At 70.4% G+C, this 22824-nt stretch carries 23 protein-coding genes and 1 pseudogene; 12 read left to right on the forward strand and 12 right to left on the reverse strand.

What is annotated here, in order from left to right; all coding sequences use genetic code 11:
* Nucleotides 1-28: 28 nt before the first annotated feature.
* Together OHT51_RS31860 and OHT51_RS31865 are read right to left on the reverse strand one after the other, a co-directional pair.
* The gene (locus tag OHT51_RS31860) at nt 29-463 is read right to left on the reverse strand and encodes a hypothetical protein (RefSeq protein WP_328882358.1); all 435 of its coding nucleotides are present in this window, start codon (nt 461-463) and stop codon (nt 29-31) included.
* Entirely contained in the window at nt 454-1113 is a 660-nt protein-coding gene (locus OHT51_RS31865; protein ID WP_443052614.1) for an ATP-binding protein, read from the reverse strand. Before OHT51_RS31865 ends, OHT51_RS31860 begins: the two co-directional genes overlap by 10 nt.
* Before the next feature lie 220 nt (nt 1114-1333).
* Between OHT51_RS31865 and OHT51_RS31870 the strand changes: the two genes are divergently transcribed.
* The 3 genes from OHT51_RS31870 to OHT51_RS31880 all read left to right on the forward strand — a co-directional run bounded on the left by OHT51_RS31870 (nt 1334) and on the right by OHT51_RS31880 (nt 3369).
* Nucleotides 1334-2194: a helix-turn-helix domain-containing protein gene (locus OHT51_RS31870; protein WP_328882360.1), complete on the forward strand. Its 861-nt coding sequence runs from the start codon at nt 1334-1336 to the stop codon at nt 2192-2194.
* Nucleotides 2195-2449 (forward strand): DUF397 domain-containing protein, encoded by a 255-nt coding sequence (locus OHT51_RS31875; RefSeq protein ID WP_019757219.1) that lies wholly within the window; start codon nt 2195-2197, stop codon nt 2447-2449.
* A gap of 101 nt (nt 2450-2550) precedes the next feature.
* A complete protein-coding gene (locus tag OHT51_RS31880; RefSeq protein ID WP_328882361.1) occupies nt 2551-3369 on the forward strand; it encodes an SAM-dependent methyltransferase in 819 nt (272 codons plus the stop codon).
* Nucleotides 3370-3434: 65 nt separating this feature from the next.
* Here the strand turns inward: OHT51_RS31880 and pdxR are convergent, their stop codons facing one another.
* Nucleotides 3435-4895: a MocR-like pyridoxine biosynthesis transcription factor PdxR gene (gene pdxR / locus OHT51_RS31885; RefSeq protein ID WP_328882362.1), complete on the reverse strand. Its 1461-nt coding sequence runs from the start codon at nt 4893-4895 to the stop codon at nt 3435-3437.
* A gap of 47 nt (nt 4896-4942) precedes the next feature.
* Between pdxR and OHT51_RS31890 the strand changes: the two genes are divergently transcribed.
* Nucleotides 4943-5494, forward strand: a complete 552-nt coding sequence (locus tag OHT51_RS31890) for a carboxymuconolactone decarboxylase family protein (RefSeq protein WP_328882363.1) — start codon at nt 4943-4945, stop codon at nt 5492-5494.
* Between the two features lie 47 nt (nt 5495-5541).
* Here the strand turns inward: OHT51_RS31890 and OHT51_RS31895 are convergent, their stop codons facing one another.
* The 3 genes from OHT51_RS31895 to OHT51_RS31905 form a co-directional block, all read right to left on the reverse strand.
* Nucleotides 5542-7029: a glutamate synthase subunit beta gene (locus OHT51_RS31895; protein WP_328882364.1), complete on the reverse strand. Its 1488-nt coding sequence runs from the start codon at nt 7027-7029 to the stop codon at nt 5542-5544.
* A gap of 180 nt (nt 7030-7209) precedes the next feature.
* On the reverse strand, nt 7210-7689 hold the full coding sequence (locus OHT51_RS31900; RefSeq protein WP_328882365.1) for an anthrone oxygenase family protein: 480 nt from the start codon (nt 7687-7689) through the stop codon (nt 7210-7212).
* A gap of 218 nt (nt 7690-7907) precedes the next feature.
* On the reverse strand, nt 7908-8603 hold the full coding sequence (locus OHT51_RS31905) for a DUF2293 domain-containing protein (protein ID WP_328882366.1): 696 nt from the start codon (nt 8601-8603) through the stop codon (nt 7908-7910).
* Nucleotides 8604-8792: 189 nt separating this feature from the next.
* Between OHT51_RS31905 and OHT51_RS31910 the strand changes: the two genes are divergently transcribed.
* The 3 genes from OHT51_RS31910 to OHT51_RS31920 all read left to right on the forward strand — a co-directional run bounded on the left by OHT51_RS31910 (nt 8793) and on the right by OHT51_RS31920 (nt 10513).
* On the forward strand, nt 8793-9434 hold the full coding sequence (locus OHT51_RS31910; RefSeq protein WP_328882367.1) for a uridine kinase: 642 nt from the start codon (nt 8793-8795) through the stop codon (nt 9432-9434).
* Nucleotides 9435-9540: 106 nt separating this feature from the next.
* The gene (locus OHT51_RS31915) at nt 9541-9954 is read left to right on the forward strand and encodes a PPOX class F420-dependent oxidoreductase (RefSeq protein WP_328882368.1); all 414 of its coding nucleotides are present in this window, start codon (nt 9541-9543) and stop codon (nt 9952-9954) included.
* Nucleotides 9955-10075: 121 nt separating this feature from the next.
* Entirely contained in the window at nt 10076-10513 is a 438-nt protein-coding gene (locus OHT51_RS31920) for a CBS domain-containing protein (RefSeq protein ID WP_328882369.1), read from the forward strand.
* A 139-nt stretch (nt 10514-10652) separates the two neighbouring features.
* Here the strand turns inward: OHT51_RS31920 and corA are convergent, their stop codons facing one another.
* On the reverse strand, nt 10653-11780 hold the full coding sequence (gene corA / locus OHT51_RS31925; RefSeq protein ID WP_328882370.1) for a magnesium/cobalt transporter CorA: 1128 nt from the start codon (nt 11778-11780) through the stop codon (nt 10653-10655).
* Nucleotides 11781-12099: 319 nt separating this feature from the next.
* Between corA and OHT51_RS31930 the strand changes: the two are divergent.
* A pseudogene (locus OHT51_RS31930) lies at nt 12100-12888 on the forward strand (methyltransferase); the annotation flags it as partial.
* Nucleotides 12889-13113: 225 nt separating this feature from the next.
* Here the strand turns inward: OHT51_RS31930 and OHT51_RS31935 are convergent.
* Nucleotides 13114-14055 carry a carbohydrate kinase family protein gene (locus tag OHT51_RS31935; protein WP_328882371.1) on the reverse strand — a complete coding sequence of 314 codons (942 nt, stop codon included), beginning with the start codon at nt 14053-14055 and terminating at the stop codon, nt 13114-13116.
* Nucleotides 14052-14960, reverse strand: coding sequence for a pseudouridine-5'-phosphate glycosidase (locus OHT51_RS31940; protein WP_328882372.1), 909 nt, complete (start codon nt 14958-14960; stop codon nt 14052-14054). Before OHT51_RS31940 ends, OHT51_RS31935 begins: the two co-directional genes overlap by 4 nt.
* A gap of 99 nt (nt 14961-15059) precedes the next feature.
* Here OHT51_RS31940 and OHT51_RS31945 point away from each other — a divergent pair, with 99 nt between their 5' ends.
* Entirely contained in the window at nt 15060-15488 is a 429-nt protein-coding gene (locus OHT51_RS31945) for a VOC family protein (RefSeq protein ID WP_328882373.1), read from the forward strand.
* 297 nt (nt 15489-15785) lie between these two features.
* Here OHT51_RS31945 and OHT51_RS31950 read toward each other — a convergent pair whose 3' ends face one another.
* The 3 genes from OHT51_RS31950 to OHT51_RS31960 form a co-directional block, all read right to left on the reverse strand.
* Nucleotides 15786-17072 (reverse strand): MFS transporter, encoded by a 1287-nt coding sequence (locus tag OHT51_RS31950; RefSeq protein WP_328884512.1) that lies wholly within the window; start codon nt 17070-17072, stop codon nt 15786-15788.
* A gap of 194 nt (nt 17073-17266) precedes the next feature.
* Nucleotides 17267-17821, reverse strand: a complete 555-nt coding sequence (locus tag OHT51_RS31955; RefSeq protein ID WP_328882374.1) for a methylated-DNA--[protein]-cysteine S-methyltransferase — start codon at nt 17819-17821, stop codon at nt 17267-17269.
* Nucleotides 17822-17855: 34 nt separating this feature from the next.
* A complete protein-coding gene (locus tag OHT51_RS31960) occupies nt 17856-18722 on the reverse strand; it encodes a glycerophosphodiester phosphodiesterase (RefSeq protein ID WP_328882375.1) in 867 nt (288 codons plus the stop codon).
* 281 nt (nt 18723-19003) lie between these two features.
* Here OHT51_RS31960 and OHT51_RS31965 point away from each other — a divergent pair, with 281 nt between their 5' ends.
* The 3 genes from OHT51_RS31965 (at nt 19004) to OHT51_RS31975 (ending at nt 22801) form a co-directional block, all read left to right on the forward strand.
* Complete coding sequence (locus OHT51_RS31965; RefSeq protein ID WP_328882376.1) at nt 19004-19870, forward strand: MHYT domain-containing protein; 867 nt, start codon at nt 19004-19006, stop codon at nt 19868-19870.
* Nucleotides 19871-19910: 40 nt separating this feature from the next.
* A complete protein-coding gene (uvrB, locus tag OHT51_RS31970; RefSeq protein ID WP_328882377.1) occupies nt 19911-22055 on the forward strand; it encodes an excinuclease ABC subunit UvrB in 2145 nt (714 codons plus the stop codon).
* A 167-nt stretch (nt 22056-22222) separates the two neighbouring features.
* A complete protein-coding gene (locus OHT51_RS31975) occupies nt 22223-22801 on the forward strand; it encodes a TerD family protein (protein WP_328882378.1) in 579 nt (192 codons plus the stop codon).
* Nucleotides 22802-22824 lie beyond the last annotated feature (23 nt).

The raw sequence follows: 22824 nt of genomic DNA on the forward strand, positions 1-22824 counted from the left end.
CGAAAAACCCCGCCCAGCCGGCGGAGCCTCACGCAGAGATCTGTCGCTGCCACGTAGGCGTAGTCCCCGTAATCCTGCACAACGCCAGATACAGCGGAATCGGCGGCGTATAGGGCACGGTCCCGTCGGGCCGGTGGATCAGTCGAGGCGTGTCCAGGGCGACCGCGCCCGTCAGGTACCGCACGGACGCCGGCCACTCCAGCGCGTAGTCGGAGTCGGACGGCACGATCCACCACCAGTGCGACTCATCGGCGTAGACACAGCCGACCCGAGGCAGCCGAGGCATGATCAGAGGCCCGTAGCGGGCAGGCACCGCCACCGCGTCGAAGCCCAGCGGCGCCGTCATCCCGTCGGGGACCGGCAGCCGTCGAGGCGCCCCCCTCGTCGGCATGTCGCGGCGAAGGCGGACCAGCGTGTCCAGGCTCAGGACCTGACCGCCGCCGGACGCGCCCCTCACAGCCATGCGGACCCCGTTCCCCTGCCGTACCGCGCCTGTGTTTCGTCGTCGTCCTCGTCGCCCGAGCCGCCGGAGGGACCCGGCTTGGGCCGGGACTTCCATCCGAGGTCGTTGTACGGCCCGTCGTTGTACGGCCCGGTGTCTCCGCGAGAGGCGTCCTGAAACCCGGCGACCCTCGGCAGATCGGCCCAGACCACCAGCCCGTACCCGTCCTCGCCCGCCCCCCAGGCCTGGCTGAGGGCGTCTATGAGAAGCAGTCCCCTCCCGTGCTCCTCCTCGGGGCGCGCCGACAGGGGGTGCGGCTCACCCGGCGCGCATCCTTCGTCGCGTACGGCTATGCGCACCAGGTCGGCGCCGTCGCGCAGCTCGCACACTATGTGCTCGCTGGCGGTGTGCACGATCGCGTTGGTGACCAGTTCCGACACGACGAGAGCCGCCGTGTCGCAGGTGTCCTCGCACACCGCCCAGCCGTTCAGCCGCGCCCTTGTCAGGCGTCTGGCCTGCGCGGGAGAACCCGGATGCGCGGCCAGTTCGAAACGGAACCGGCGCTCGGCGGCGGTGCCCCGCTGGGGTCCCACTGTCGGGGCGGCACCGAGGTCGTGGGGGACCACGGTGGCGTCTGTTCCTAAGGGCGGGGACGGAATCACGCTTGCCACTATCTCCCCGGCGTGAACACTTGGCAAGTGTCACTCTGAAAAATGCAGAGTGCTGTGTGACTCTCTGGAAGGCCGTGGCACACTGCTCGCAACAGCATGTCGAACGGCGCCAGTTGAGATCACCGAAGGTCCACCGGGATCTTCGAATAGGTCTTCGAATGGCGCCGTCGGCCTGTCAGGATTCAATCGACCTGTCGGGATTCATACGTGGAGGTGGAGCGTGAGCGAGCCGCGGTCCGCACCTACGGTCGGCCAGGTCGTCCTCGGCCGCCGCCTGCTCGACCTGCGCGAACGCGCCGGGCTCAAGCGCGAGGAGGCAGCCCGGGTGCTCCGGGTCGCTCCAGCGACCGTCCGCCGTATGGAGATGGCCGAGGTCTCGCTCAAGATCCCGTACCTCCAACTGCTCCTGAAGGCCTACGGCATCTCCGACGACGAGGCCGACGCCTTCGTGCAACTGGCCGAGGACGCCAACAAGCCCGGCTGGTGGCAGCGCTTCCACGACATCCTGCCCGGCTGGTTCTCGATGTACGTGAGCCTGGAGGGTGCCGCCGCGCTCATCCGGTCCTACGAACCCCACTTCGTGCCCGGCCTGTTGCAGACCGAGGACTACGCGCGCGGCGTGCTGAAGTCGGGCGCCATCGGCCAGACCAGCCCCGACGACATAGAGCGCCATGTCGCGCTGCGTATGCAACGCCAGCAATTGCTCACCCGTGAGGACGCGCCGCGGCTGTGGGTCGTGATGGACGAGACCGTGCTGCGCCGCCAGGTCGGCGGACCGGAGGTGATGCGTGCCCAGATCGACCGGCTGCTCCAGGCCACGAGGCTGCCCAACGTGACGCTGCAGGTGGCCCCCTTCGCGAACGGGCCGCACCCCGGCACGTACGGGCCCTTCGTGCTGTTCCGATTTGCCATGTCAGAACTGCCGGACATGGTCTACAGCGAGTACCTGACCGGCGCCGTCTACCTCGACGCGCGCACCGAGGTGGCGACCCACCTCGAGGTCATGGACCGCATGGCGGCGCAGGCCGCTACGGCACATCGCACGAAGGAGATCCTCCGGGATCTCCGCAAGGAGCTGTGAATGGATCGCATCAAGCCGCGCATACGCGTCTACAACGGCATGCCCGCGCGGGACTTGGGCAGCGAAGGCTGGCACAAGCCGTGGAGCGGCGGCAACGGAGGTAACTGCCTGGAGGCGATGAAGCTCGCCGACGGCCGTATCGCCGTCCGGCAGTCGACCGACCCGGACGGGCCGGCGCTGATCTACACCACGGACGAGATGACGGCGTTCATCGAGGGCGCCAAGGCCGGGGAGGCGGACTTCCTGCTGTCGTGAGCGGACTTGTTTTTCAGCCAATTCCCTTATTTTGGTCCTGAGTTGACAGTCAGCGAGTTGAGAGTCACTGAGTTGATAGCCACCGACTGCTGCAGACCCTTATGGAGTTCGTCATGACCGGGCGGAACCGTTTCGTCGAGATCGACACCAGCAAGCCGCATCCCGCGCGGATGTACGACTGGTACCTCGGCGGCAAGGACAACTACCCGGTCGACGAGGCCATGGGGCAGCAGATGCTCGCCCTCGACCCGCGCGTCCCGGTGATGGCACGGGTCAACCGCGCGTTCATGCACCGCACCACCCGCTGGCTCGCCAAGAACGGTGTACGCCAGTTCCTGGACGTCGGCACGGGAATCCCGACCGAGCCGAACCTCCACCAGATCGCCCAGGGAATCGCCCCTGACGCACGCGTCGTCTACTGCGACAACGACCCCATCGTGCTGGCCCACGCGGCGGCCCTGCTGCGCGGCGCGGACGAGGGCGCCACCGAGTATCTGCAGGCCGATGTGCGCAACCCGGACGCCATCCTCGAAGGCGCCCGGAAGATACTGGACTTCAGCCGCCCGGTGGCCCTTTCCCTCGTCGCGCTGCTGCACTTCGTCTCCGACGAGGACGGCGCGCACGAACTGGTCGGCCGGCTGCTGTCCGAACTCCCCTCCGGCAGCTACCTGGTGGTCACGCACGCGACCGCCGACTTCACGCCCGAGGAGTCGAAGGCGGCGACCGAGAAGCTCAAGGCGGCCGGCGTCACGCTGGCCCTGCGCTCCCGCGAGGAGTTCGCGCGCTTCTTCGCCGGCCTCGAACTCGTCGAGCCCGGCGTCGAGGTGCCGCACCAGTGGCACCCCGAACTGGGTGAGCCGGTCCCCGGGCAGGACGACGGGGTCATTCCCGGGTACGGGGCGGTGGGCCGCAAGCCGTAGTCGGCCTGCGTGCTCGCAGGTATGGCTGGGACACATGGGAGACGGGGCGCGCCGGCCGGTCTCCGCTACGGGCCCGGCGGCAGCACCCCGCACAGCGCCTCCAGCGCCGCTCCGTACGCGTGTTCCGAGGGCGTCGCGTATCCGACGACGATGCCGTCACGGACCGGCATGTCGGGCTCCGCCGCCTCCGGGTGCCGGAACTCGGCGAGGCCGTCCAGGGCGATGCCCTGCCAGGTGGCCGCCTTGACCACGGACCGCTCGCTGCCCGGTGGCAGCCGCAGTACCGCGTGGAGTCCGGCGGCGACACCGGTGACCTCGATGTCCGGCGCGTGCGCGGCGAGGGCCGAGACGAGCCGGTCGCGGCGACTCCGGTACCGCTGCCGCATGCGCCGTACGTGACGGTCGTACGCCCCGGAGACAATGAAGTCGGCGAGGCTCAGCTGATCGAGGACGCTCGCCCACGCCTCGCGCTCGCCCTTGGCCGCGAGGACGTCGCCGACGAACCGCTCCGGCAGCACCATCCACCCGAGTCGCACCGCCGGCGACAGGCTCTTGCTGACCGAGCCGATGAAGATCACCCGCTCGGGATCGAGGCCCTGGACGGCACCGACGGGCTTGCGGTCGTAGCGGAACTCGCCGTCGTAGTCGTCCTCCAGCACGACGCCCCCACGCGCGCGTGCCCAGTCGATCACGGCGGCCCGGCGCTCGGGGTGGAGCGGGCCTCCGGTCGGGAACTGGTGCGCGGGCGTGAGCAGCACGGCCCGCTCGCGCGCCAGCCGGTCGACGCGGGCGCCGTCCTCGTCGAGGGGCAGCGGTACGGTCCGTACGCCCGCGCCGGCGAGCAACTCCCGGTGGAAGCCCAGTCCGTACGCCTCCACGGCCAGCGGACCGCGCAGCACGCCACCGCCCTCCTGGGAGAACAGCAGGCGCAGGGCGTGCGCGAAGCCGGAGCAGATCACGATCCGGCCCGGCTCGGTGCGCACGCCACGCGCGCGTGCCAGGTATTCGGTCAGCGCCTCCCGCAGTTCGATCCGGCCGGCGGGATCACCGGGCCCGAAGACCTCGTTCGGCGCCTGCTGGAGGGCCCGCCGATAGGAGGCCAGCCACGCCGCGCGCGGGAACGCCGACGCGTCCGGCGTGCCCTGCCGCAGGTCGTGCCGGGGTCCACGCGCGCGTGGCGGTGCCTTACGGGGCACCCGCTCGGCACGCCGCAGGGGCTCGGCGCGCTCGGCCACCCGCGTCCCCGAGCCCTGCCGTGCGGTGAGCCAGCCCTCGGCCACCAGTTCCGCATAGGCGTCGGCCACGGTGTTACGGGCGATCCCGAGATCGGCGGCGAGCGAGCGGTACGGCGGCAGCCGCGTGCCGGGCGCGAGCCGCCCGTCGCGTACCGCCTCGCGCAGCGCACGGGTCAGCGCGGCCCGCCGCCCGCCGGGCCCGGACGCCTCGGACACCCCGGATGACTCCGAGAGGTCCAGGTGCAGGTCGGCACCGATCCGCTCCGCAGAATTGACCCACGATCTCGCCATGGAAATGCATCCTACAGTGGGTCTTTCGGGGTCGTAACTTGGAGCACATGACGACGAACACGACTGCGACGCAGGGCACTTCCGGCACCGACTCCGACATCGACATCGCCTCCGGCATCGACTCCGCCATCGCCACGGCCGAGGCCGCGCGGACCCGTCTGGACCTCGCGAAGTCCGCCCCCAAGGTCTTCCGTACCATCGTCGGCTTCGACGCCGCCGCCCGCGAGGGCCTGGACCCGGCGCTGGTCGAGCTGATCCAGATCCGCGCCTCCCACCTCAACCACTGCGCCTACTGCCTCCACATGCACACCAATGACGCCCGCAAGGCCGGCGAGAGCGAGGACCGGCTGCACCTGGTCGCCGTCTGGCGCGAGGCCCGCCACTTCTACACCGAGAAGGAACAGACGGCCCTGGCCCTGACGGAGGCGGTGACCCTGGTGGCCGACGGCGGGGTTCCCGACGAGGTCTACGCCCAGGCCGCGGCGCACTTCGACGACCAGGAGCTGGCCCACGTACTGGCCCTGATCCTCACCATCAACACGTGGAACAGGGTGGCGCTGGCCACGGGGAAGGTGGCGGGGACGGACGAGCGGCGCTAGGGGAAGAAGCGGAGGAGGAGGCGGGGGAGGAGCGGGCGGCGCCCCCGTCACACCCTCATCGGCCGGTCGTACGGCGAGATCGGCGCCGGCAGGCGCGAACTCCCCGTCAGATAACGGTCGACGGCCGCCGCCACCGCCCGCCCCTCGGCGATCGCCCACACGATGAGCGACTGCCCCCGGGCGGCATCCCCCGCGGCGAACACGCCGGAGACGTTCGTGGCGAACCCGGCATCACGTGTGAGCGTGCCGCGAGGCTCCAGCTCCAGCCCCAGCTGCTCGATCAGCCCGTCCCCCTGGTCGGGCCCGGAGAAGCCGAGGGCGAGCAGCACCAGGTCGGCGGGCAGCGTCCGCCCGGTCTCCGGCAGCGGGCGGCGCTGTGCGTCCACCTCGGTCAGGTGCAGCGACCGTACGTGCCCGTCGGCGTCGCCCGTGAAGCGGAGCGTGGACGCCGCGAACAGCCGCACGTCCGCGTCCGCCGCCGGTGCCGTCTCAAGATCGCGGGCCTCCTCGTGCGCGGGGGAGAGGCGGTAGATCTTCGGATACGTCGGCCACGGCTCGGCGTCCTCGTCCCGTTCGGCGCCGGGCTGGGCGTAGATGTCCAGCTGAGTGACGGACGCGGCACCGTCCCGCACGGCGGTGCCCAGACAGTCGGCCCCGGTGTCCCCACCGCCGACGATGACGACATGCTTCCCGGCGGCGGACAGGGGGGACGACTCCAGATCCCCCTCGCACACCCGGTTGGCCAGCGGCAGATACTCCATCGCCTGCTGGATGCCACTCAACTCACGCCCTGGAACGGGCAGTTCACGCCACGCCGTGGCTCCGGTGGCGATGACGACCGCGTCGTAACGCGACCGCAGGTCGGCCGCCCCGATGTCCCGCCCGACCGCCGTCGACGTACGGAACTTGGTCCCCTCGGCCCGCATCTGCTCGATCCGCCGCTCCAGATGGTGCTTCTCCATCTTGAAACTGGGGATGCCGTACCGCATCAACCCGCCGACCCGGTCGTCCTTCTCGTACACCGCGACCGTGTGCCCCGCCCGCGTCAGCTGCTGCGCCGCGGCGAGCCCCGTGGGCCCGGACCCGATCACCGCGACCGTCCGCCCGGACAGCCGGTCCGGCGGGCGCGGCAGCGCGAATCCGTCCTCCCACGCCCGATCGGCGATGGCGCACTCGACGTTCTTGATGGTGACGGCCGGCTGATTGATTGCCAGCACACACCCCGCCTCACACGGCGCCGGACACAACCGCCCCGTGAACTCCGGGAAGTTGTTCGTCGCGTGCAGCCGGTCGGCGGCCGCCCGCCAGTCCTCCCGCGACACCAGGTCGTTCCAGTCGGGGATCAGATTGCCCAGCGGACAGGCGTCGTGGCAGAAGGGGATGCCGCAGTCCATGCAACGGTCCGCCTGCTTGCTGATGATGGGCAGCAGCGCCCCGGGGACGTAGACCTCGTCCCAGTCCTGGACCCGCTCCTCCACGGGCCGGCGCGGCCAGTCCTGGCGGCGGGTGGTCATGAAACCCTTGGGATCGGCCATGGCCGTTTTCCTCGCGTGCGCGTACGACGTCCTGGAGCCGTGCGTCATCGGGCGGCACTCTTCCCGCAACGATACGTCCCACCTGCCACGTGCGCAGAGTGGCCGACAGCGCTGTCTCCCCGGGTTCCTTCCGCGGGTGCTCCGCGGCTGCCCCGCGGATTCCCGGGCCGGCGCGGACGGTCAGCTGATGGCGAGGACGAACGACACCGTCGCGGCGGCCGAGGCAACCGTCCGGACGTGGTTCCACGCCGTCCACTCGCGCACGTACGTCGGCCAGTACGCGGCCGCCTCCGCGGTGCCCGCGTCGAGCTTGACCAGCGCTTCGTTGCGGGGCACGTTCGCCACCATCGTCACGCCGAACGTGCCGAACAGATACAGCCCGCTGCCCAGCAACAGCTCCACCGTGCCCTCGTCCGGCCAGAGCACGAACGTCACCACCGCAATCACCGCGCACAGCACCGCCGACCCGATGAACACCAGCATGAACGCCGGCATCAGTGCGGTCACATTGATCGCCTTCATCGCGGCGACGCCCTGCGCGGGCGGCAGCGCGGCGAGCCCCCGCATCACGAAGGTCGAGAAGGCGCAGAACACCCCGGCCACCAGGCCGGTCCCGACCACACCGATCACCACGAGTACGAAGAACGGCCCATCGATCATGTCAACGTCAACTCCCGCATCCCGCCGAGATCCTTCCCGGCCCCATCCGTCACATCAAGTGAAATCCTGTACGAGAACCGTGAACATGGCCGAGCGGCGCGAGCCCATACGTGAGCGTCCATGGGCGTCGGCCCGGACGGGTCACGGGTGCGGCTCGGACCAGCCACGGCCGCACCTCCGATCGGCCGTGGGCGCTCCTCGGACGAGGCGGAGCAATGTCAGCCGACCTCCGACACCCCCAGCCGCCAGGCCCGCAACGTCGTCTCCACCGCCGCCGCGATCCGCCGCCGCGCCTCGTGCCGCGGCACCCCGCCCATCAGCAGTCGGTCGTACGGCGTGTCCAGGTGCCGCACGGACGCCGCGACCGCCCAGGTCACGGCCCCCTCGGTCAACGCCCGCCCCGCCGCACTCCGCCCCACCCGTCCACTGCCCCGCGCCGACGCATGCGCGGCGATGTCCCGCGCCCGGCCCGCCGGACACCCCGGGAACAGCCGCCGTATCTCCGCCGCGAGCGCCTCCGCGAACCGCACGTCCTCCCGTGCGCGCCGTCGGGCGTCCCGCGCCCGGCGCCGCCGCCGGGCCTCCGCGTCCGCCAGGCACCGCTGCTCCGCCCGGGCGAGCCCCGCCTCCTCCACCAGGACGCCCTGCCGCTCGTAACGGCTCTTGCGCCGGTTGAACCGTACGACCACCGCCGACAGCGCACTCTCCTCCCGCGACCGGCGCGTCAACGCCGTGTCGCCACGCGGCAGGAACACCAGATGCCCGAGGTCGGCACAGTCGAGACACCGCGGCGCACCGTCCTCCAGCACGAGCATCTGCAACGGTCCCGCATGACACTCCGCACAGCGCCGCCGCTTCAGGGGCTGGATGACAAGAAGGCCGGTACGGGGCGCGGGAGTTGCGAGGGGTGCCATACCGCGTTCATTCCCCGCGGAGCCGGTCCGGGGAACTATGCCGGGAACTGTCCGGCAGGCCCTCGGACGCCCCCTGATCAGGTCCGCCGTCATCCGCGCCGCGGTCGTATTCCGTGCACCTCTCGCCCGCGCGGCGAGACCCTCGGCCCCTGATGGGCGGTGCCCGCGACCACCGCCTCCTGTCGCATCATGGGGCCTGTGCGACTCGAAGCGATCACCTGGGAACGGCTCGGCGACCTGCTGGCCGAGCGGCTGCTCGACCTGAAGCCGGCCGACGGCAGCTCCTGGCCGCGCATCGCCTTCGACGGGGCGCCGGCAGCCCGCCCGGGAGACCTCGCCGAGCGAGTCGGAGAGGCGCTGCGGATACGCGGCCGGCCCTCGCTCGCCGTCGGTACGCAGGGCTTCCTGCGCCCGGCCTCGGTCCGCCTGGAGTACGGCCACCAGGACGTGGAGGCCTATTTCGACGGCTGGTTCGACACCGGTGCCCTGTGGCGCGAGGTCTTCGGCCCCCTCGAACCCGGCGGCGACGGCCGTGTCCTGCCCGACCTCTGGGACCCGGCCACCGACCGGGCCACCCGCAGTCCCTACACCCAACTCCCGCCCGGCGGCTTTCTGTTGCTGCACGGTCCCCTCCTGCTGCGCCACTGGTTCCCCTTCGACCTGACCGTCCACGTCCTCCTCTCACCCGGCGCTCTGCGCCGCCGCACCCCCGAGGCCGAGCACTGGACCCTCCCCGCCTTCGAGCGCTACGACCAAGAGACCGACCCGGCCGGCACAGCCGATGTCCTGGTCCGCGCCGACGACCCACGGCATCCGGCGTGGGGCGGGTGAGGGGGGTGACGGAGTAGGTGGAGCGGGGGCGCGAGTGGCGCCGGTGAGCAGGCGGACTTTCCCGAAACCCCTTTTGCATGCACGTGCATTTAATTACTCTGGAGCCATGACGTCCTCCACGAGTGATCCGATCTCCTTCGACGACTCCGTCCGCTCCCTGCTCGACGGCAGGAACTTCGCCGGCGTGGCTACCATCGGCCCCGACGGCGCCCCGCAGAACTCGGTGGTCTGGATCAAGCGCGAGGGTGACACCGTGCTCTTCTCCTCCGTCGACGCCCGGCAGAAGGTGCGCAACCTCCGCCGCGACCCCCGCATCAGCGTCTCGGTGTACGACCTCGCCAACCCCTACAGCTCCGTCGAGATCCGCGGCACCGCCGAGATCGTCCCGGACGAGGCCAAGCGGTTGCCGTTCGAGCTCTCGCACAAGTACCTCGGCATCGACCCGCCCGCCGAGAAGGACGACGAGGTCCGAGTGATCATCCGTGTCGTCCCACGGAAGATCGTGCGCTTCTCGGTCTGACCGGCGGCCGTAACCGCTCGGTTCCGGGTGCGTCGGGCAGGCGTCACGGCGAGAATGAAGGGCGCCGGGACTAGCGGTGCGTCCCGCGCCGCGCCGGCCGTCCGGCATCGGGAGGTACTTCATGACCACTGCCGGAGACATCATGCACCGTGGCGCCCAGTGGATCCCGGCTCACGAGACCCTGGACCGCGCCGCCCAGCTGATGCGCGAGCTGGGCGTCGGTGCCCTTCCCATCAGCGACGAGAACGAACGGCTCTGCGGCATCCTCACCGACCGCGACATCGTCATCGGCTGCGTGGCCATGGGCCGCGACCCGAGCAAGGTCACGGCCGGCGACATGGCCCAGGGCACCCCGCGCTGGATCGAGTCGGACGCCGACATCAGCGACGTGCTCCGGGAGATGCAGGACCACCAGATCCGTCGGCTCCCCGTCATCGAGGACAAGCGCCTGGTCGGCATGATCAGCGAGGCCGATCTGGTCCTGAACCTGCGGCAGGACGACGTCGCCCACTGGGCCGAGAGCGTCTACGCCAGGACCGGCACGCCGACGACGCGCTGACCCGGCGAACGCCCGACCGCACTCCGTTTGCCGTCCTCGTCCTGCCCACCCCGGCGGACGGGGACGCACCGGAGCCGGCCGGCCGACCGCGTCAAGGCATCAGAGCGTCAGAGGGTCAGAGGGTCAGAGCGTCAGAGGGTCAGAGCCAACCGTTGCGCCGGAATCCGCGGTACAGCACCAGACACGCCACGGATATCACGCCCAGGACCAGCGGATAGCCGAACGTCCAGCGCAGCTCGGGCATGTGCTCGAAGTTCATTCCGTACACCCCGCACACCATCGTCGGCACGGCGATGATCGCGGCCCAGGCCGTGATCTTCCGCATGTCCTCGTTCTGCGAGACCGTGACCTGTGCCAGGTGCGCCTGCAGGATCGAGTTCAGCAGTTCGTCGAAGGCGGCTATCTGCTCCTTGGCCCGCAGCAGATGGTCGGAGACGTCACGGAAGTAGGCCTGTATCTCCGGTTCGACCGCCCGGATGGACAGCGAGGCCAGGTCCTCGAGCGGGCGGCTCAGTGGAACCACGGCCCGCTTCAGCTCCAGCAGTTCCCGCTTGAGCTGGTAGATCCGGCCCGGGTCGGCCCGCGCGCCGTTCGCCGCGAACACCTCCGTCTCGACCTCGTCGATGTCCTCCTGCACCGAGTCGATGACGCTGAGATAGTCGTCGACGACGTGGTCCGCGATCGCGTGCAGCACCGCCGCCGGCCCCTTGGAGAGCTGATCGGGGCTCGACTCCAGCTCCTCCCGCAACGGGCCCAGCGAGCCGTGCCGCCCGTGCCGCACCGTGATCACGAAGTCCTGGCCGACGAACACCATGATCTCGCCGGTGTTGACCACCTCGCTCGTCGCCGTGAGCTCCTCGTGCTCGACGTAGCAGACCGTCTTGAACACCGCGAACAGCGTCTCGTCGTAGCGCTCCAGCTTCGGCCGCTGATGTGCCTCGACCGCGTCCTCGACCGCCAGCGGGTGCAGGGCGAACAACTCGGCGATGCCCGCGAACTCCTGGTCCGTCGGCTCATGGAGACCGAGCCAGACGAAACCGCCGCCGCGCTTGCGCACCTTCTGCACGACGTCGACCAGATCGCCGCTCTCCGGGACCCGCACACCGTCCTGGTACGTCACGCAATTCACCACCGAGGAGCCCAGCGGGGACCGGGCGGGGTGGCTGAGGTCGACGCGGGGGCGTCGTCGAGCCAGCCGTGCCACCTTGCGGAGGCCGCCGGCCCTTCCGAGGCCCGTGACCTTCCGCAGATTCCCTGCCATGGACATCTGGATCTCCTTGCGTGGATCTCCCCTGACGCGCGCTCACCTCCGGGCCTTCCGGCCCCTTCGGTTCGCTCGCGCTGCGCTGCATCTTTGCGCCCTGGCCCGCCAGTTTGCCAGGTGGGTGTGAGAGGCGGGTAAGCCTGTGGGAACAGGTCATTCCGCTTTGTTCCCGGCTGTGGACAAAGGGGGAGTACCCACACGAGGGGCGGCCGAGGCACCGCCGTCCGCCGGGGGCGGCCGTACGGTGGCCGTGCCAAATTCGGGGCCGTCCTGCCGAGCGTCGCCCCCTCCGGACAAGCCGGGCAACTGGGATGATCGCGTCATGACGCGAACCGACGGGTATCTCCTCGACAACCGGCAGGCGGAGGCGGCCGAGCGCTTCGACGCATTCGCCACACTCTTCGACCCCACGACGTTCCGGCATTTCGAACGGTTCGGCATCGGACCCGGCTGGCGTTGCTGGGAGGTGGGCGCCGGCGGCACGTCGGTGGCGTCCTGGCTGGCCAAGAAGGTCGGCCCGACCGGACGGGTCGTCGCGACCGACATCGACACCTCACTGCTCACCCAGGCCGCCCGCCCTCCGGTCGAGGTCCGCATCCACGACGTGGGCATGGACGAGCCGCCGGGGGAGGGGTTCGACCTGGTGCACGCCCGGCTCGTACTCGTGCATGTGCCGGACCGCGAACGGGCGTTGCGGACGATGATCGAGGCCCTGCGCCCCGGTGGCCGGCTCCTGATCGAGGACGCCGACCCCGCACTGCAGCCCCTGCTCTGCCCCGACGAGTACGGCCCCGACCAGCAGCTCGCGAACCGCCTCCGGCAGGGCTTCCGCAAACTGCTCGCCGACCGCGGTGCCGACCTGTCCTACGGTCGCCGGCTCCCGCGTCTGCTCCGTGAGGCAGGCCTGCGCAGGGTGGAGGCCGACGCGTACTTCCCGATCACGTCGCCCGCCTGCGCCGCCCTGGAGTCCGCCACCGTCCGCCAGATCCGCGACCAGCTCGTCGCCGAGGGCATCGCCACCGACGAGGACATCGACCGCCACCTCGCCAACGTCGCCGCCGGGGGCATGGACCTGGCCACCGCCCCGATGATCTCGGCGTGGGGGCGCAGGGCGCCGGAGGAGAGCGGAGTCCACATCGCGTCCGTCACCGAGGAGCCGATGTCGCCTGACGCTGGCGAGCTGATGTCGCGGGACACCGGGGAGCAGACATCGTCCGACACCGGGGAGCCGGCATCGCCTCGGTCGCCGGAGAGCTGACGTCGCCTCGGTCGCCGGAGAGACGGCATCGCCGCAGTGACTGGCGAGCCGGCATCGATTCAGCCGACGTCGGCGCCGTCACTCCGGCGCGGGCGGCCTTCCGCCGACCCGCTCCACTGCCAGCGCACCTGCCCGGCACCCCTCCCGCGCCGCTTCCTCGGGCCGGGCGCCCGCAAGCAGGGCCGCGAGAAAGGCGCCGGTGAAGGCGTCGCCGGCGCCGGTGGTGTCCCTCGGGGCCGTCGGCATGGCGGGGACGTGGGCACTCACGGTGCCCGACCTGGCCACCATGGCCCCGTCCGCGCCCTGCTTGGCGACCACCAGCGGGACATGGCGACTCAACTTGGCCGCCGCGTCCACCGCATCGGGCAGCCCTGTGAGCAGACACGCCTCGTCACGGCTCGGCAGCAGGACGTCCAGGCCGTCCACCAGGGCCAGGAAACGGTCGACGCCCAGCTCCACGAGGAAGCCGGCCGACGCCGGGTCCATGCTCACCGGCACTCCACGCGTGCGTGCGGACGCCAATGCCGCCGCCACCAGCGCGCGGCTCGGCTCGGAGAACAGCAGGTAACCCGAGAGGTGCAGCCATGCGACACCGTCGAGGAGGGCATCCGACCAGTCGCCGGGGTCGAGCCGCAGGGACGCCCCGCTGTCGGTGAGGAACGTCCGCTCGGCAGCCGCGCCCGTGTCGACCAGGCAGATCACCGTCCCGGTCGGCGCCTGCGGATCCACCACCAGACAGGGCCGTACTCCACTCGCGGTCAGCGCCCGCTCGTGCCACTCGGCCGCGTCCCCTCCCACGCGCCCCAGCAGCCGCACTTCCTCGGCGCCCCAATACGCCGCCCAGCAGGCCACATTGGCGCCGGCGCCGCCCGGCACCGTCCGGACGGCCGCCACGGTGTCCGTACCCGAGGCGAGCGGTCCCCGGTGCCGCGCGATGACGTCCGTGACCACGTCGCCGACGACGAGCAGGGCGCCGTCGCGCCGGTCGGCCGGGGCGGGCCCCCTCCCCGGCTCGCTCACGCCCCGGCCCAGGCGGCCGCGATGCGCCCCGCCAGCCGTACGTTGCCGCGCACCGCCGCGAGGTTGGCGCTCAGCGAGGCACCGTCCGTGTGCCGTACCAAGTAGTCCAGCAGGAACGGCGTGACCGCCTGCCCCGTGATGCCCTGCTCCTCGCATGCGTGCAGCGCGTCCGCGAGCACACGCGCGTGCAGCTCGGGATCCAGCTGCTCCTCCTCCGGCACCGGATTGGCGACGATCAGCGCCGACTCCGGCCCGTCGAGCGCGTCCTGAGCGTGCATCACCTCGGCCACCTCCTGCGGCGACTCGAGCGTCCAGTCCACCGGATGCCCCGAGTCGGACAGGTAGAAGCCGGGGAAGCGCTCCGTGCGGTAGCCGGCGACGGCGACTCCGAGCGTCTCCAGCCGCTGCAGGGTCGCCGGGACATCGAGGATCGACTTCACGCCGGCGCACACCACCGTGATCCGGGCCCGCGCCAGCAGCCCCAGGTCGGCCGACTCGTCCTGCGTCACCGTCCACTCCCGGTGCACACCGCCGAGCCCGCCCGTCGCGAACACCCGTACCCCTGCGAGGGCCGCCAGCAGAGCCGTCGCCGACACCGTGGTGGCCCCGCTCGCCCCAGAAGCCACCGCGAGCGGCAGATCCCGGTGCCCCAGCTTGCGGATCCCGTCCTCGTTGGCGATCCGCTCCAGCTGTTCCTTGTCCAGGCCGACGTGGGGCCGCCCGTCCAGCACGGCGATCGTCGCGGGAACGGCACCCTCCTGCCGTACGACGTCCTCCAGCTCCAGCGCCACCTGCAGATTGCGTGGGCGTGGCAGCCCGTGCGCGATGATCGTGGACTCCAGGGCCACCACAGGTCGACGCGCGTCGACCGCGTCCCGTACCTCTTCCGACACCACCAGCACCACGCGCCTGCCTCCTGTCCGTCGGTCTTCCCTCATCTCTGGCGGGCGGCGCACCGGGTCAAACCCTTGCGGCATGTGTGAGACGCCACCAGCCTGGAATGCATGACCGACAACACAACACGCCTCGACCACGTGGTCCTCTGGGTGAGCGACCCGGCCGCGTCGGCCGCGTTCTACGAGAAGACGCTCGGCATGCTGCCCGTCAGGCTCACGGACTTCATCGCGGGCGAGGCGCCGTTCCCCTCGGTGCGCGTCAACGAAGAGACCATCCTCGACCTCATGCCGATGACCATGGCGGAACGCATGAAGATGCTCCCCGACGCGGCCCGCAGCGCGGGACACCCGGTCAATCACGTCTGCCTTTCCCTGCCGGAGGCCGACTTCCACGGGCTGCGCAGCCATCTGGAGGAGCAGGACGTACCGGTCTCGGAGTACTCGTACGACTCCTTCGGCGCCCGCGGCAAGGCCAAGCGCAGCTTCTACTTCCGTGACCCCGACGGCAACATCTTCGAGGCCCGGCACTACGACTAGTGCACCGACAGGGCGCCTAGCACGGGGGCCACGCGCGTGTGGCACCGAGTACGGGGGCCACGCGCGCGTGCCCTCCGTTTCTCGGGGCGTCCGAGTAGGGGACGTCAGGCCGGCTGCAGGCCGTCCAGCGCCCCATGCGGATTCAGCACGTACCTGCGGCCGGCGCCCTGGTCGAGACGTGCAGAGCTTGCGGGCTGGGGGCTGGGGCTGGGCGGAGCAGGTGTGCTGCTCCTGCGTTCAGTGCGGCCCGGGCCGACCGGCGTGGGTTCCTCGGCGTGCCGGGCTGCCGGGCCGGCGTCAGCCGCTCGCCGGAGTCTTCTCCGTCCGCCTGCCCCGGGTGAACAGAGCCAGCCCCGCCAACGGCAGCAGCAGGCACGCGGCGGCGAAGTTCAGCCAGGCGTAGCTCGCCTGCGCGACCACCAGCCCGGCGGCAGCCCCGCCGATGCCCGCGCAGGCGTTCATGGCGAGGTCCGACAGCCCCTGCGCGGCGGCCCGGGCGGGCTGCGGCACGGAGTCCGTGAGCAGCGCGGAACCCGAGACGAGCGCCGCCGACCAGCCGAGCCCCAGTACGAAGAGCCCGAAGGCCGTCTGCCCATGACTGCCGCCCGCCGTACCGGCGACGAACACCGCACACGCCAGCAGCCCCACGGCGAGGCCGATCCCGGACAGCCGCCCCAGCCGGTCCGACAGTCGCCCCATGAGCGGCGCGAACGCGTACATGCCGGCGATGTGCGCGCTGATGACCAGCCCGATCAGATCAATGCCCGCGCCGTGGTGCGCGAGGTCGACCGGGGTCATCGACATCACCGAGACCATTGCCGTATGCGCGACGGCCACGGTCACCACCGCGAGCCGCGCCCGCGGCGAGGCGGCCACCGCTGCCACCCCGGCGCGCAGCGAACGGGCCGCGGGCGACTGCTCCTCGGCCGGCGCGAGCGCACGCGCCGTCAGCAGCGGGTCCGGCCGCAGCAGTACGGCCACCACGACCGCGGATATCAGGAAGATCCCCGCCGCCCACAGGAACGGACCCGCCGCCTCGGGTATCCCGAGTCCCGTGACGCTACGACCGGCGGGCGCGGCGATGTTCGGGCCGAGGACCGCGCCGATCGTGGTCGCCCACACGACGAGTGAGATGGCCCGGGCCCGGTGCTCCGGCTCGGCCAGATCCGCGGCGGCGAACCGCGCCTGCAGGTTCGCCGACGAGGCAGCGCCGAACGCCGCCATCCCGCACAGCAGCAGCGGAAAGCTCCCGATGCTTGCCGCTAGCACTGTGACACCCGCGCCCACGGCCCCGATGAGATAGGCCAGAACGAGCCCGGGCCTTCGCCCACGCGCGGTCATCAGCGCGGCGAGCGGCATCGACAGCACCGCCGTACCGGCGACGGTCGCGGTGGGCGCGAGCCCGGACAGCGACTCGGTGCCGCTGACCTCCTTGGCCAGGACCGCAGCCAGCGCGATGCCGGTGGCGACGCCCAGGCCGCCCAGGATCTGCGTGGTGATCAGCACGCCCGAGATACGGCGCCGCAGGGCAGGCAACCGGTCGGGCGGTACGGGAACGACGACCTGCCGCTCCACGGCGGTCACGACGCGCACCCGGCTGAACGGCTCGTCCGGCGGGTCGGCAGGGGACAACACAACGAATCGGCTGCGTACAGCTGGGTGAAAGGTGTCGTCACAGGCGCAGTCTCCCCCTCATCTCCCGCCCGCCCAACCCCGCGAGAGAGCGAGAGCCCTCACAGTGGGAAGAATGTGAAGCCCTTCGAAAGGGCATCAGGAGATCAGAAGAGCGGCTCCGGCAGGACCCCCTCCAGCGCGAGCAGCTTCCGCTTGGTCTCCAGACCGCCCCCGAACCCTCCGATGCCGCCGTCGCTCTCCACGACCCGATGGCAGGGCACGACGACCGGCAGCGGATTGGCGCCCATCGCCATCCCCACCGCCTGGGCCGCGCCCGGCTGCCCGACCCGCCCGGCCAGATCGCCGTAACCGACGACGGAGCCGTACGGGACACCGGAGGCCAGCTCGTGCAGCACCTGCCGGTTGAAGCCCGAGATCAGCGACCAGTCGAGCGGCAGCTCGAAGTCGCGCCGGACACCCGCGAAGTACTCCTCCAGCTGTCGTATCGCCTCGGCCAGCAGCGGGGAGCCGGGCGCCTCGACCGGCTCGGTGCCCAGTCGGGACGCCAGCCGGTCGAGCGTCTTCTCGCGCACCTTCTCCGTGGCGTGGAACACGACGCTGACCAGGCCGTCGCGGGTCGCGGCCGGCATCAGCGGACCGATGTCGGTACCGACGACGGCCCACACGACCTGCGGCTCGTACTGCCCATGGCTGTCCATGTGCCAACCGTACGACCCGGCACTGACAACGCCCTCACTCCTCGGGCAGGGCGTCCCGCACCACGTCGGGGCTGTTGGTGATGATCCCGTCGACGCCGTACCCGGCGACCAGCCGGGCGGTGTCCGCGTCGTTCACGGTCCAGGTGAACACCTCCAGCGGCCTGCCGTGCGGCCCTTCGAACGCTTGGACGGAGGTCACGTAACCCGTGGAGATGGAGGTGTAGGAGGGGTTGATCTGGTCGGCGAAGGTCGCGTACCAGGACAGGTCCGCGACGGGCGGCGTTCCCAGGAAGCCGGTCTTCACAGCCGGCTTCAGCTCATGGATGGTCCGCACACTGTCGGCGCTGAAGCTCTGCACGATCAGCCGGCCCAGGTGGGGCGCGTCGAGCCAGCCATCGTTGTCCAGGGCCTTGAGCGTCTGCTGCTCGATGCCCGGGTACAGGTCGGGGTTCTTGATCTCCAGGAGCAGCTTCTGGTGGTGCAGTTCCACCCGGTCCATGAACTGCGCCAACGTCGGCACGCGCGCGCCCGCGTATGCGTGGTCGAACCAGCTGCCCGCGTCCAGCCGGGCGATCTCGGCAGCGGTGAAGTCCTTCACCTTCCAGGGCGCCCGGTTGGGGAAGACCTGCTCCACATCGGTCGTGCGCTTGAGGTTGTCGTCGTGGAGGACGACCAGTTCCCCGTCCTTGGTGCGTTGCACGTCGTTCTCGACCCAGCTGATGCCCAGTTCGGCAGCCTTGTCGACGCCGGCCAGCGTGTTCTCGGGTGCATAACTCGAGGCCCCTCGGTGTGCGATCACCGTGGGCCGCTCGGCGCCGGCCCGGGCGTGGGGCGCGGGAAGCAGAAGCGCCGCGGTTCCCAGGACTGCGGTCGTCGTGGCGGCTACAACGCGCGCGTGCATGCGTACTCCTCGCGTCGAACGATCACGGACAGCACAACTGTGGCAGCAGAGGGTCAACGCTGGAGGAGTACAGAATGGCCACAGATTGAATGGAGTGGTCCGGGTCCGCTCACTCGTGCCGCACAACTGGGGCAAGCCCGTGTTTCTTTGCCGGAAAATCGTTCGACCATTCCGGTGGGAGTTACTCTCTGCCTCAACCCTGAACCGCTCGGGCGGTCCTGGGAGGGGGCGCGTTTTTCACGGCATTCCGGGACGTACGAGGGCGGGAAGGGCAGCTGCGTATGCAGGGCACGATCGACGGATTCAGCTACGGACTCGTCACCCCGCTGGTGGCCTACCTCATGGCCTGCCTCGGCGGTGCGCTCGGCCTGCGCTGCACCACCAGATCGATGCTCGTCTCGCAGTCCTGGCGCCCGGGCTGGCTCGCCCTGGGTTCGGCGGCCATCGGCTCCGGCATATGGACCATGCACTTCGTCGCGATGATGGGGTTCACGGTCAAGGAGACACCGATCCACTACGACAAGCCGATGACGTTCGCGAGCCTCGCCGTCGCCATCGTCATGGTCGGCGTAGGGATCTTCATCGTCGGCTACAAAGGCGCCCGCGGAACAGCTCTGTTCACCGGCGGCACCATCACCGGCCTCGGCATCGCCTCGATGCACTACCTGGGCATGGCCGGCCTGCGGCTCAACGGCAAGCTGGAATACAACACGCTCACCGTCGGCATCTCCGTCGCCATAGCGATGGTGGCGGCCACCGCCGCGCTGTGGGCAGCCGGACAGGTCAGAGGGCTCATGTGGAGCGTCGGCGCCAGCCTCGTCATGGGCCTCGCCGTCAGCGGCATGCACTACACCGGCATGGCCGCCCTCAGCGTCCATCTGCACAGCACGGCCGCGCCCGCGACCGGCGACTCACCCGCCGGCCTGCTCGCGCCGATGCTGGTCGGCCCCCTCGCCTTCCTGCTCCTGGCCGGCGCCGTGGTGCTGTTCGACCCGCACATGATCATGGGGAAACCCGCAGTGGTCCCCGCGGAGCCCAAGCCGGGCGTCCCGGCCCACACGACGGTCCCGCACCAGGCCCGCCGCCCGCAGCTGCGCACCCGCCGCAACCAGGACCACCGAGGCTCCCGGACCCCGCAGAACCACTGATCGGACCGCGTTGTCAGTGGGGGGTCGTACGGTTGACTTCATGCGGCCCGTTTCCAGCATCGAACGCACGGTGGCGCCCTTCGAGGTCGTCAGCCCCTACCAGCCCAGCGGCGACCAGCCGCAGGCCATCGCCGATCTCGCCCGGCGTGTCGAAGGCGGCGAGAAGGACGTCGTCCTGCTCGGCGCGACCGGCACCGGCAAGTCCGCCACCACCGCGTGGATGATCGAGAAGCTCCAGCGCCCCACCCTGGTGATGGCGCCGAACAAGACCCTGGCCGCCCAGCTGGCGAACGAGTTCCGCGAGCTGCTGCCGAACAACGCCGTCGAGTACTTCGTCTCGTACTACGACTACTACCAGCCCGAGGCCTACGTCCCGCAGTCGGACACCTACATCGAGAAGGACTCCTCGATCAACGAGGAGGTCGAGCGCCTGCGGCACTCCGCGACCAACTCGCTGCTCACCCGCCGCGACGTCGTCGTGGTCGCCTCGGTCTCCTGCATCTACGGCCTCGGTACTCCGCAGGAGTACGTGGACCGCATGGTCCCCCTCAAGGTCGGCGACGAGGTCGACCGGGACCAGCTGCTGCGCCGTTTCGTGGACATCCAGTACACGCGCAACGACCTCGCCTTCAGCCGCGGCACCTTCCGGGTGCGCGGCGACACCATCGAGATCTTCCCGGTCTACGAGGAGCTCGCCGTCCGCATCGAGATGTTCGGCGACGAGATCGAGGCACTGTCCACACTCCACCCGCTCACCGGCGAGATCATCAGCGACGACGAGCAGCTGTACGTCTTCCCGGCCACCCACTACGTCGCGGGCCCCGAGCGCCTGGAGCGGGCCGTCAACGACATCGAGAAGGAGCTCGGCGAGCGCCTCTCCGAGCTGGAGAACCAAGGCAAACTCCTGGAGGCCCAGCGCCTGCGGATGCGCACGACGTACGACCTCGAGATGCTCCGTCAGATCGGCAGCTGCTCCGGTATCGAGAACTACTCGATGCACTTCGACGGCCGCTCGCCCGGCTCCCCGCCGAACACACTGCTGGACTACTTCCCGGACGACTTCCTGCTCGTCATCGACGAGTCGCACGTCACCGTGCCGCAGATCGGAGCCATGTACGAGGGCGACGCCTCCCGCAAGCGCACCCTCGTCGACCACGGCTTCCGCCTGCCCTCCGCCCTCGACAACCGCCCCCTGAAGTGGGAGGAGTTCCAAAAGCGCATCGGGCAGACGGTCTACCTGTCGGCCACCCCGGGCAACTACGAACTCTCCCGCGGGGACGGTCACGTCGAGCAGATCATCCGCCCGACCGGCCTGGTCGACCCGGAGGTCGTCGTCAAGCCCACCGAGGGGCAGATCGACGACCTGGTGCACGAGATCCGGGTGCGTGTCGAGAAGGACGAGCGCGTCCTGGTCACCACCCTCACCAAGAAGATGGCCGAGGACCTCACCGCCTACTTCCTGGAGCTCGGCATCCAGGTGCGCTATCTGCACAGCGACGTCGACACCCTGCGCCGCGTCGAGCTGCTGCGCGAACTGCGCGCCGGCGAGTTCGACGTGCTCGTCGGCATCAACCTCCTCCGCGAGGGTCTCGACCTGCCCGAGGTATCACTCGTCGCGATCCTCGACGCCGACAAGGAGGGCTTCCTGCGCTCGGGGACGTCCCTCATCCAGACCATCGGCCGCGCGGCGCGCAATGTCTCCGGCCAGGTTCATATGTACGCCGACAAGATCACCCCGGCGATGGAGAAGGCCATCGACGAAACCAACCGCCGCCGGGAGAAGCAGGTCGCGTACAACACGGCGAAGGGCATCGACCCCCAGCCGCTGCGCAAGAAGATCAACGACATCGTCGCGCAGATCGCCCGCGAGGACGTCGACACCGAGCAGTTGCTCGGCAGCGGCTACCGCGCCAAGAAGGACGGCCGGGGCACCAAGGCCCCCGTCCCCTCCCTCGGCGACAAGGCCAAGGGCGCGAAGGCGGGCAAATCCGCCAAGGGCAAGGCGAAGGAGACGGTGCCGACCGACCGCCCCGCGGCCGATCTCGCCGAGCAGATCGAGGAGTTGACGGAGCGTATGCGCGCCGCCGCCGCGGATCTGCAGTTCGAGATCGCGGCCCGGCTGCGCGACGAAGTGTCCGAGATGAAGAAGGAGTTGCGCCAGATGAAGGAGGCGGGCCTGGCCTGAGCGGCGCCGCCCGAACAGTCGCCGGCCGGACTCCCGGTACTCGCTGTGTTGCAAGACCGACACAAAGTGGGGACCGGGGTACGTCACTGTCAGTGCCCCTGCGTAGGGTTCTCGTCATCCGCGGACTCCGCGGCCAACAGGGGACAGCTCGAGAGGGGAATCAGCACGTGACCGTCAACATGACCAAGGGTCAGGCCATCAGTCTGCAGAAGAACGACGGCGGCAGCCTGACCGCGGTGCGCATGGGTCTCGGCTGGCAGGCGGCTCCCCGGCGCGGCCTGTTCGGCTCGCGTACGCGGGAGGTCGACCTCGACGCCTCCGCCGTCCTGTTCGCGGACAAGCAGCCGGTCGACGTCGTCTTCTTCCGCCACCTGGTGAGCGACGACGGCTCGGTTCGCCACACCGGTGACAACCTCGTCGGCGGTGTCGGCCAGGGCGGCGACGACGAGGCGATCCTCGTCGACCTCGCGCGCATCCCGGTCCACATCGACCAGATCGTCTTCACCGTGAACTCTTTCACGGGCCAGACCTTCCAGGAGGTGCAGAACGCGTTCTGCCGCCTGGTCGACGAGACCAACGGCGAAGAGCTCGCCCGCTACACGCTGGCCGGCGGCGGCCAGTACACCGCGCAGATCATGGCGAAGGTGCACCGCTCGGGTCCGGGCTGGTCGATGACCGCCCTCGGCACCCCGGCCAACGGCCGTACCTTCCAGGACCTGATGCCGGCGATCCTGCCGCACCTGTAGGCCCGCCCGGCGAGCCGCACACG

This window comes from Streptomyces sp. NBC_00299 (assembly GCF_036173045.1).
GTDB lineage: Bacteria > Actinomycetota > Actinomycetes > Streptomycetales > Streptomycetaceae > Streptomyces > Streptomyces machairae.

What these genes read in the sequence shown, in the direction of transcription:
- OHT51_RS31860 (WP_328882358.1), bottom strand. Translation starts at nt 463, where the DNA reads ATGGCTGTGAGGGGCGCGTCCGGCGGCGGTCAGGTCCTGAGCCTGGAC.
- OHT51_RS31875 (WP_019757219.1), top strand. Translation starts at nt 2,195, where the DNA reads ATGGATCGCATCAAGCCGCGCATACGCGTCTACAACGGCATGCCCGCG.
- OHT51_RS31880 (WP_328882361.1), top strand. Translation starts at nt 2,551, where the DNA reads ATGGAGTTCGTCATGACCGGGCGGAACCGTTTCGTCGAGATCGACACC.
- pdxR (WP_328882362.1), bottom strand. Translation starts at nt 4,895, where the DNA reads ATGGCGAGATCGTGGGTCAATTCTGCGGAGCGGATCGGTGCCGACCTG.
- OHT51_RS31890 (WP_328882363.1), top strand. Translation starts at nt 4,943, where the DNA reads ATGACGACGAACACGACTGCGACGCAGGGCACTTCCGGCACCGACTCC.
- OHT51_RS31895 (WP_328882364.1), bottom strand. Translation starts at nt 7,029, where the DNA reads ATGGCCGATCCCAAGGGTTTCATGACCACCCGCCGCCAGGACTGGCCG.
- OHT51_RS31900 (WP_328882365.1), bottom strand. Translation starts at nt 7,689, where the DNA reads ATGATCGATGGGCCGTTCTTCGTACTCGTGGTGATCGGTGTGGTCGGG.
- OHT51_RS31905 (WP_328882366.1), bottom strand. Translation starts at nt 8,603, where the DNA reads ATGGCACCCCTCGCAACTCCCGCGCCCCGTACCGGCCTTCTTGTCATC.
- OHT51_RS31910 (WP_328882367.1), top strand. Translation starts at nt 8,793, where the DNA reads ATGGGGCCTGTGCGACTCGAAGCGATCACCTGGGAACGGCTCGGCGAC.
- OHT51_RS31915 (WP_328882368.1), top strand. Translation starts at nt 9,541, where the DNA reads ATGACGTCCTCCACGAGTGATCCGATCTCCTTCGACGACTCCGTCCGC.
- OHT51_RS31920 (WP_328882369.1), top strand. Translation starts at nt 10,076, where the DNA reads ATGACCACTGCCGGAGACATCATGCACCGTGGCGCCCAGTGGATCCCG.
- corA (WP_328882370.1), bottom strand. Translation starts at nt 11,780, where the DNA reads ATGTCCATGGCAGGGAATCTGCGGAAGGTCACGGGCCTCGGAAGGGCC.
- OHT51_RS31945 (WP_328882373.1), top strand. Translation starts at nt 15,060, where the DNA reads ATGACCGACAACACAACACGCCTCGACCACGTGGTCCTCTGGGTGAGC.
- OHT51_RS31955 (WP_328882374.1), bottom strand. Translation starts at nt 17,821, where the DNA reads ATGGACAGCCATGGGCAGTACGAGCCGCAGGTCGTGTGGGCCGTCGTC.
- OHT51_RS31960 (WP_328882375.1), bottom strand. Translation starts at nt 18,722, where the DNA reads ATGCACGCGCGCGTTGTAGCCGCCACGACGACCGCAGTCCTGGGAACC.
- OHT51_RS31965 (WP_328882376.1), top strand. Translation starts at nt 19,004, where the DNA reads ATGCAGGGCACGATCGACGGATTCAGCTACGGACTCGTCACCCCGCTG.
- uvrB (WP_328882377.1), top strand. Translation starts at nt 19,911, where the DNA reads ATGCGGCCCGTTTCCAGCATCGAACGCACGGTGGCGCCCTTCGAGGTC.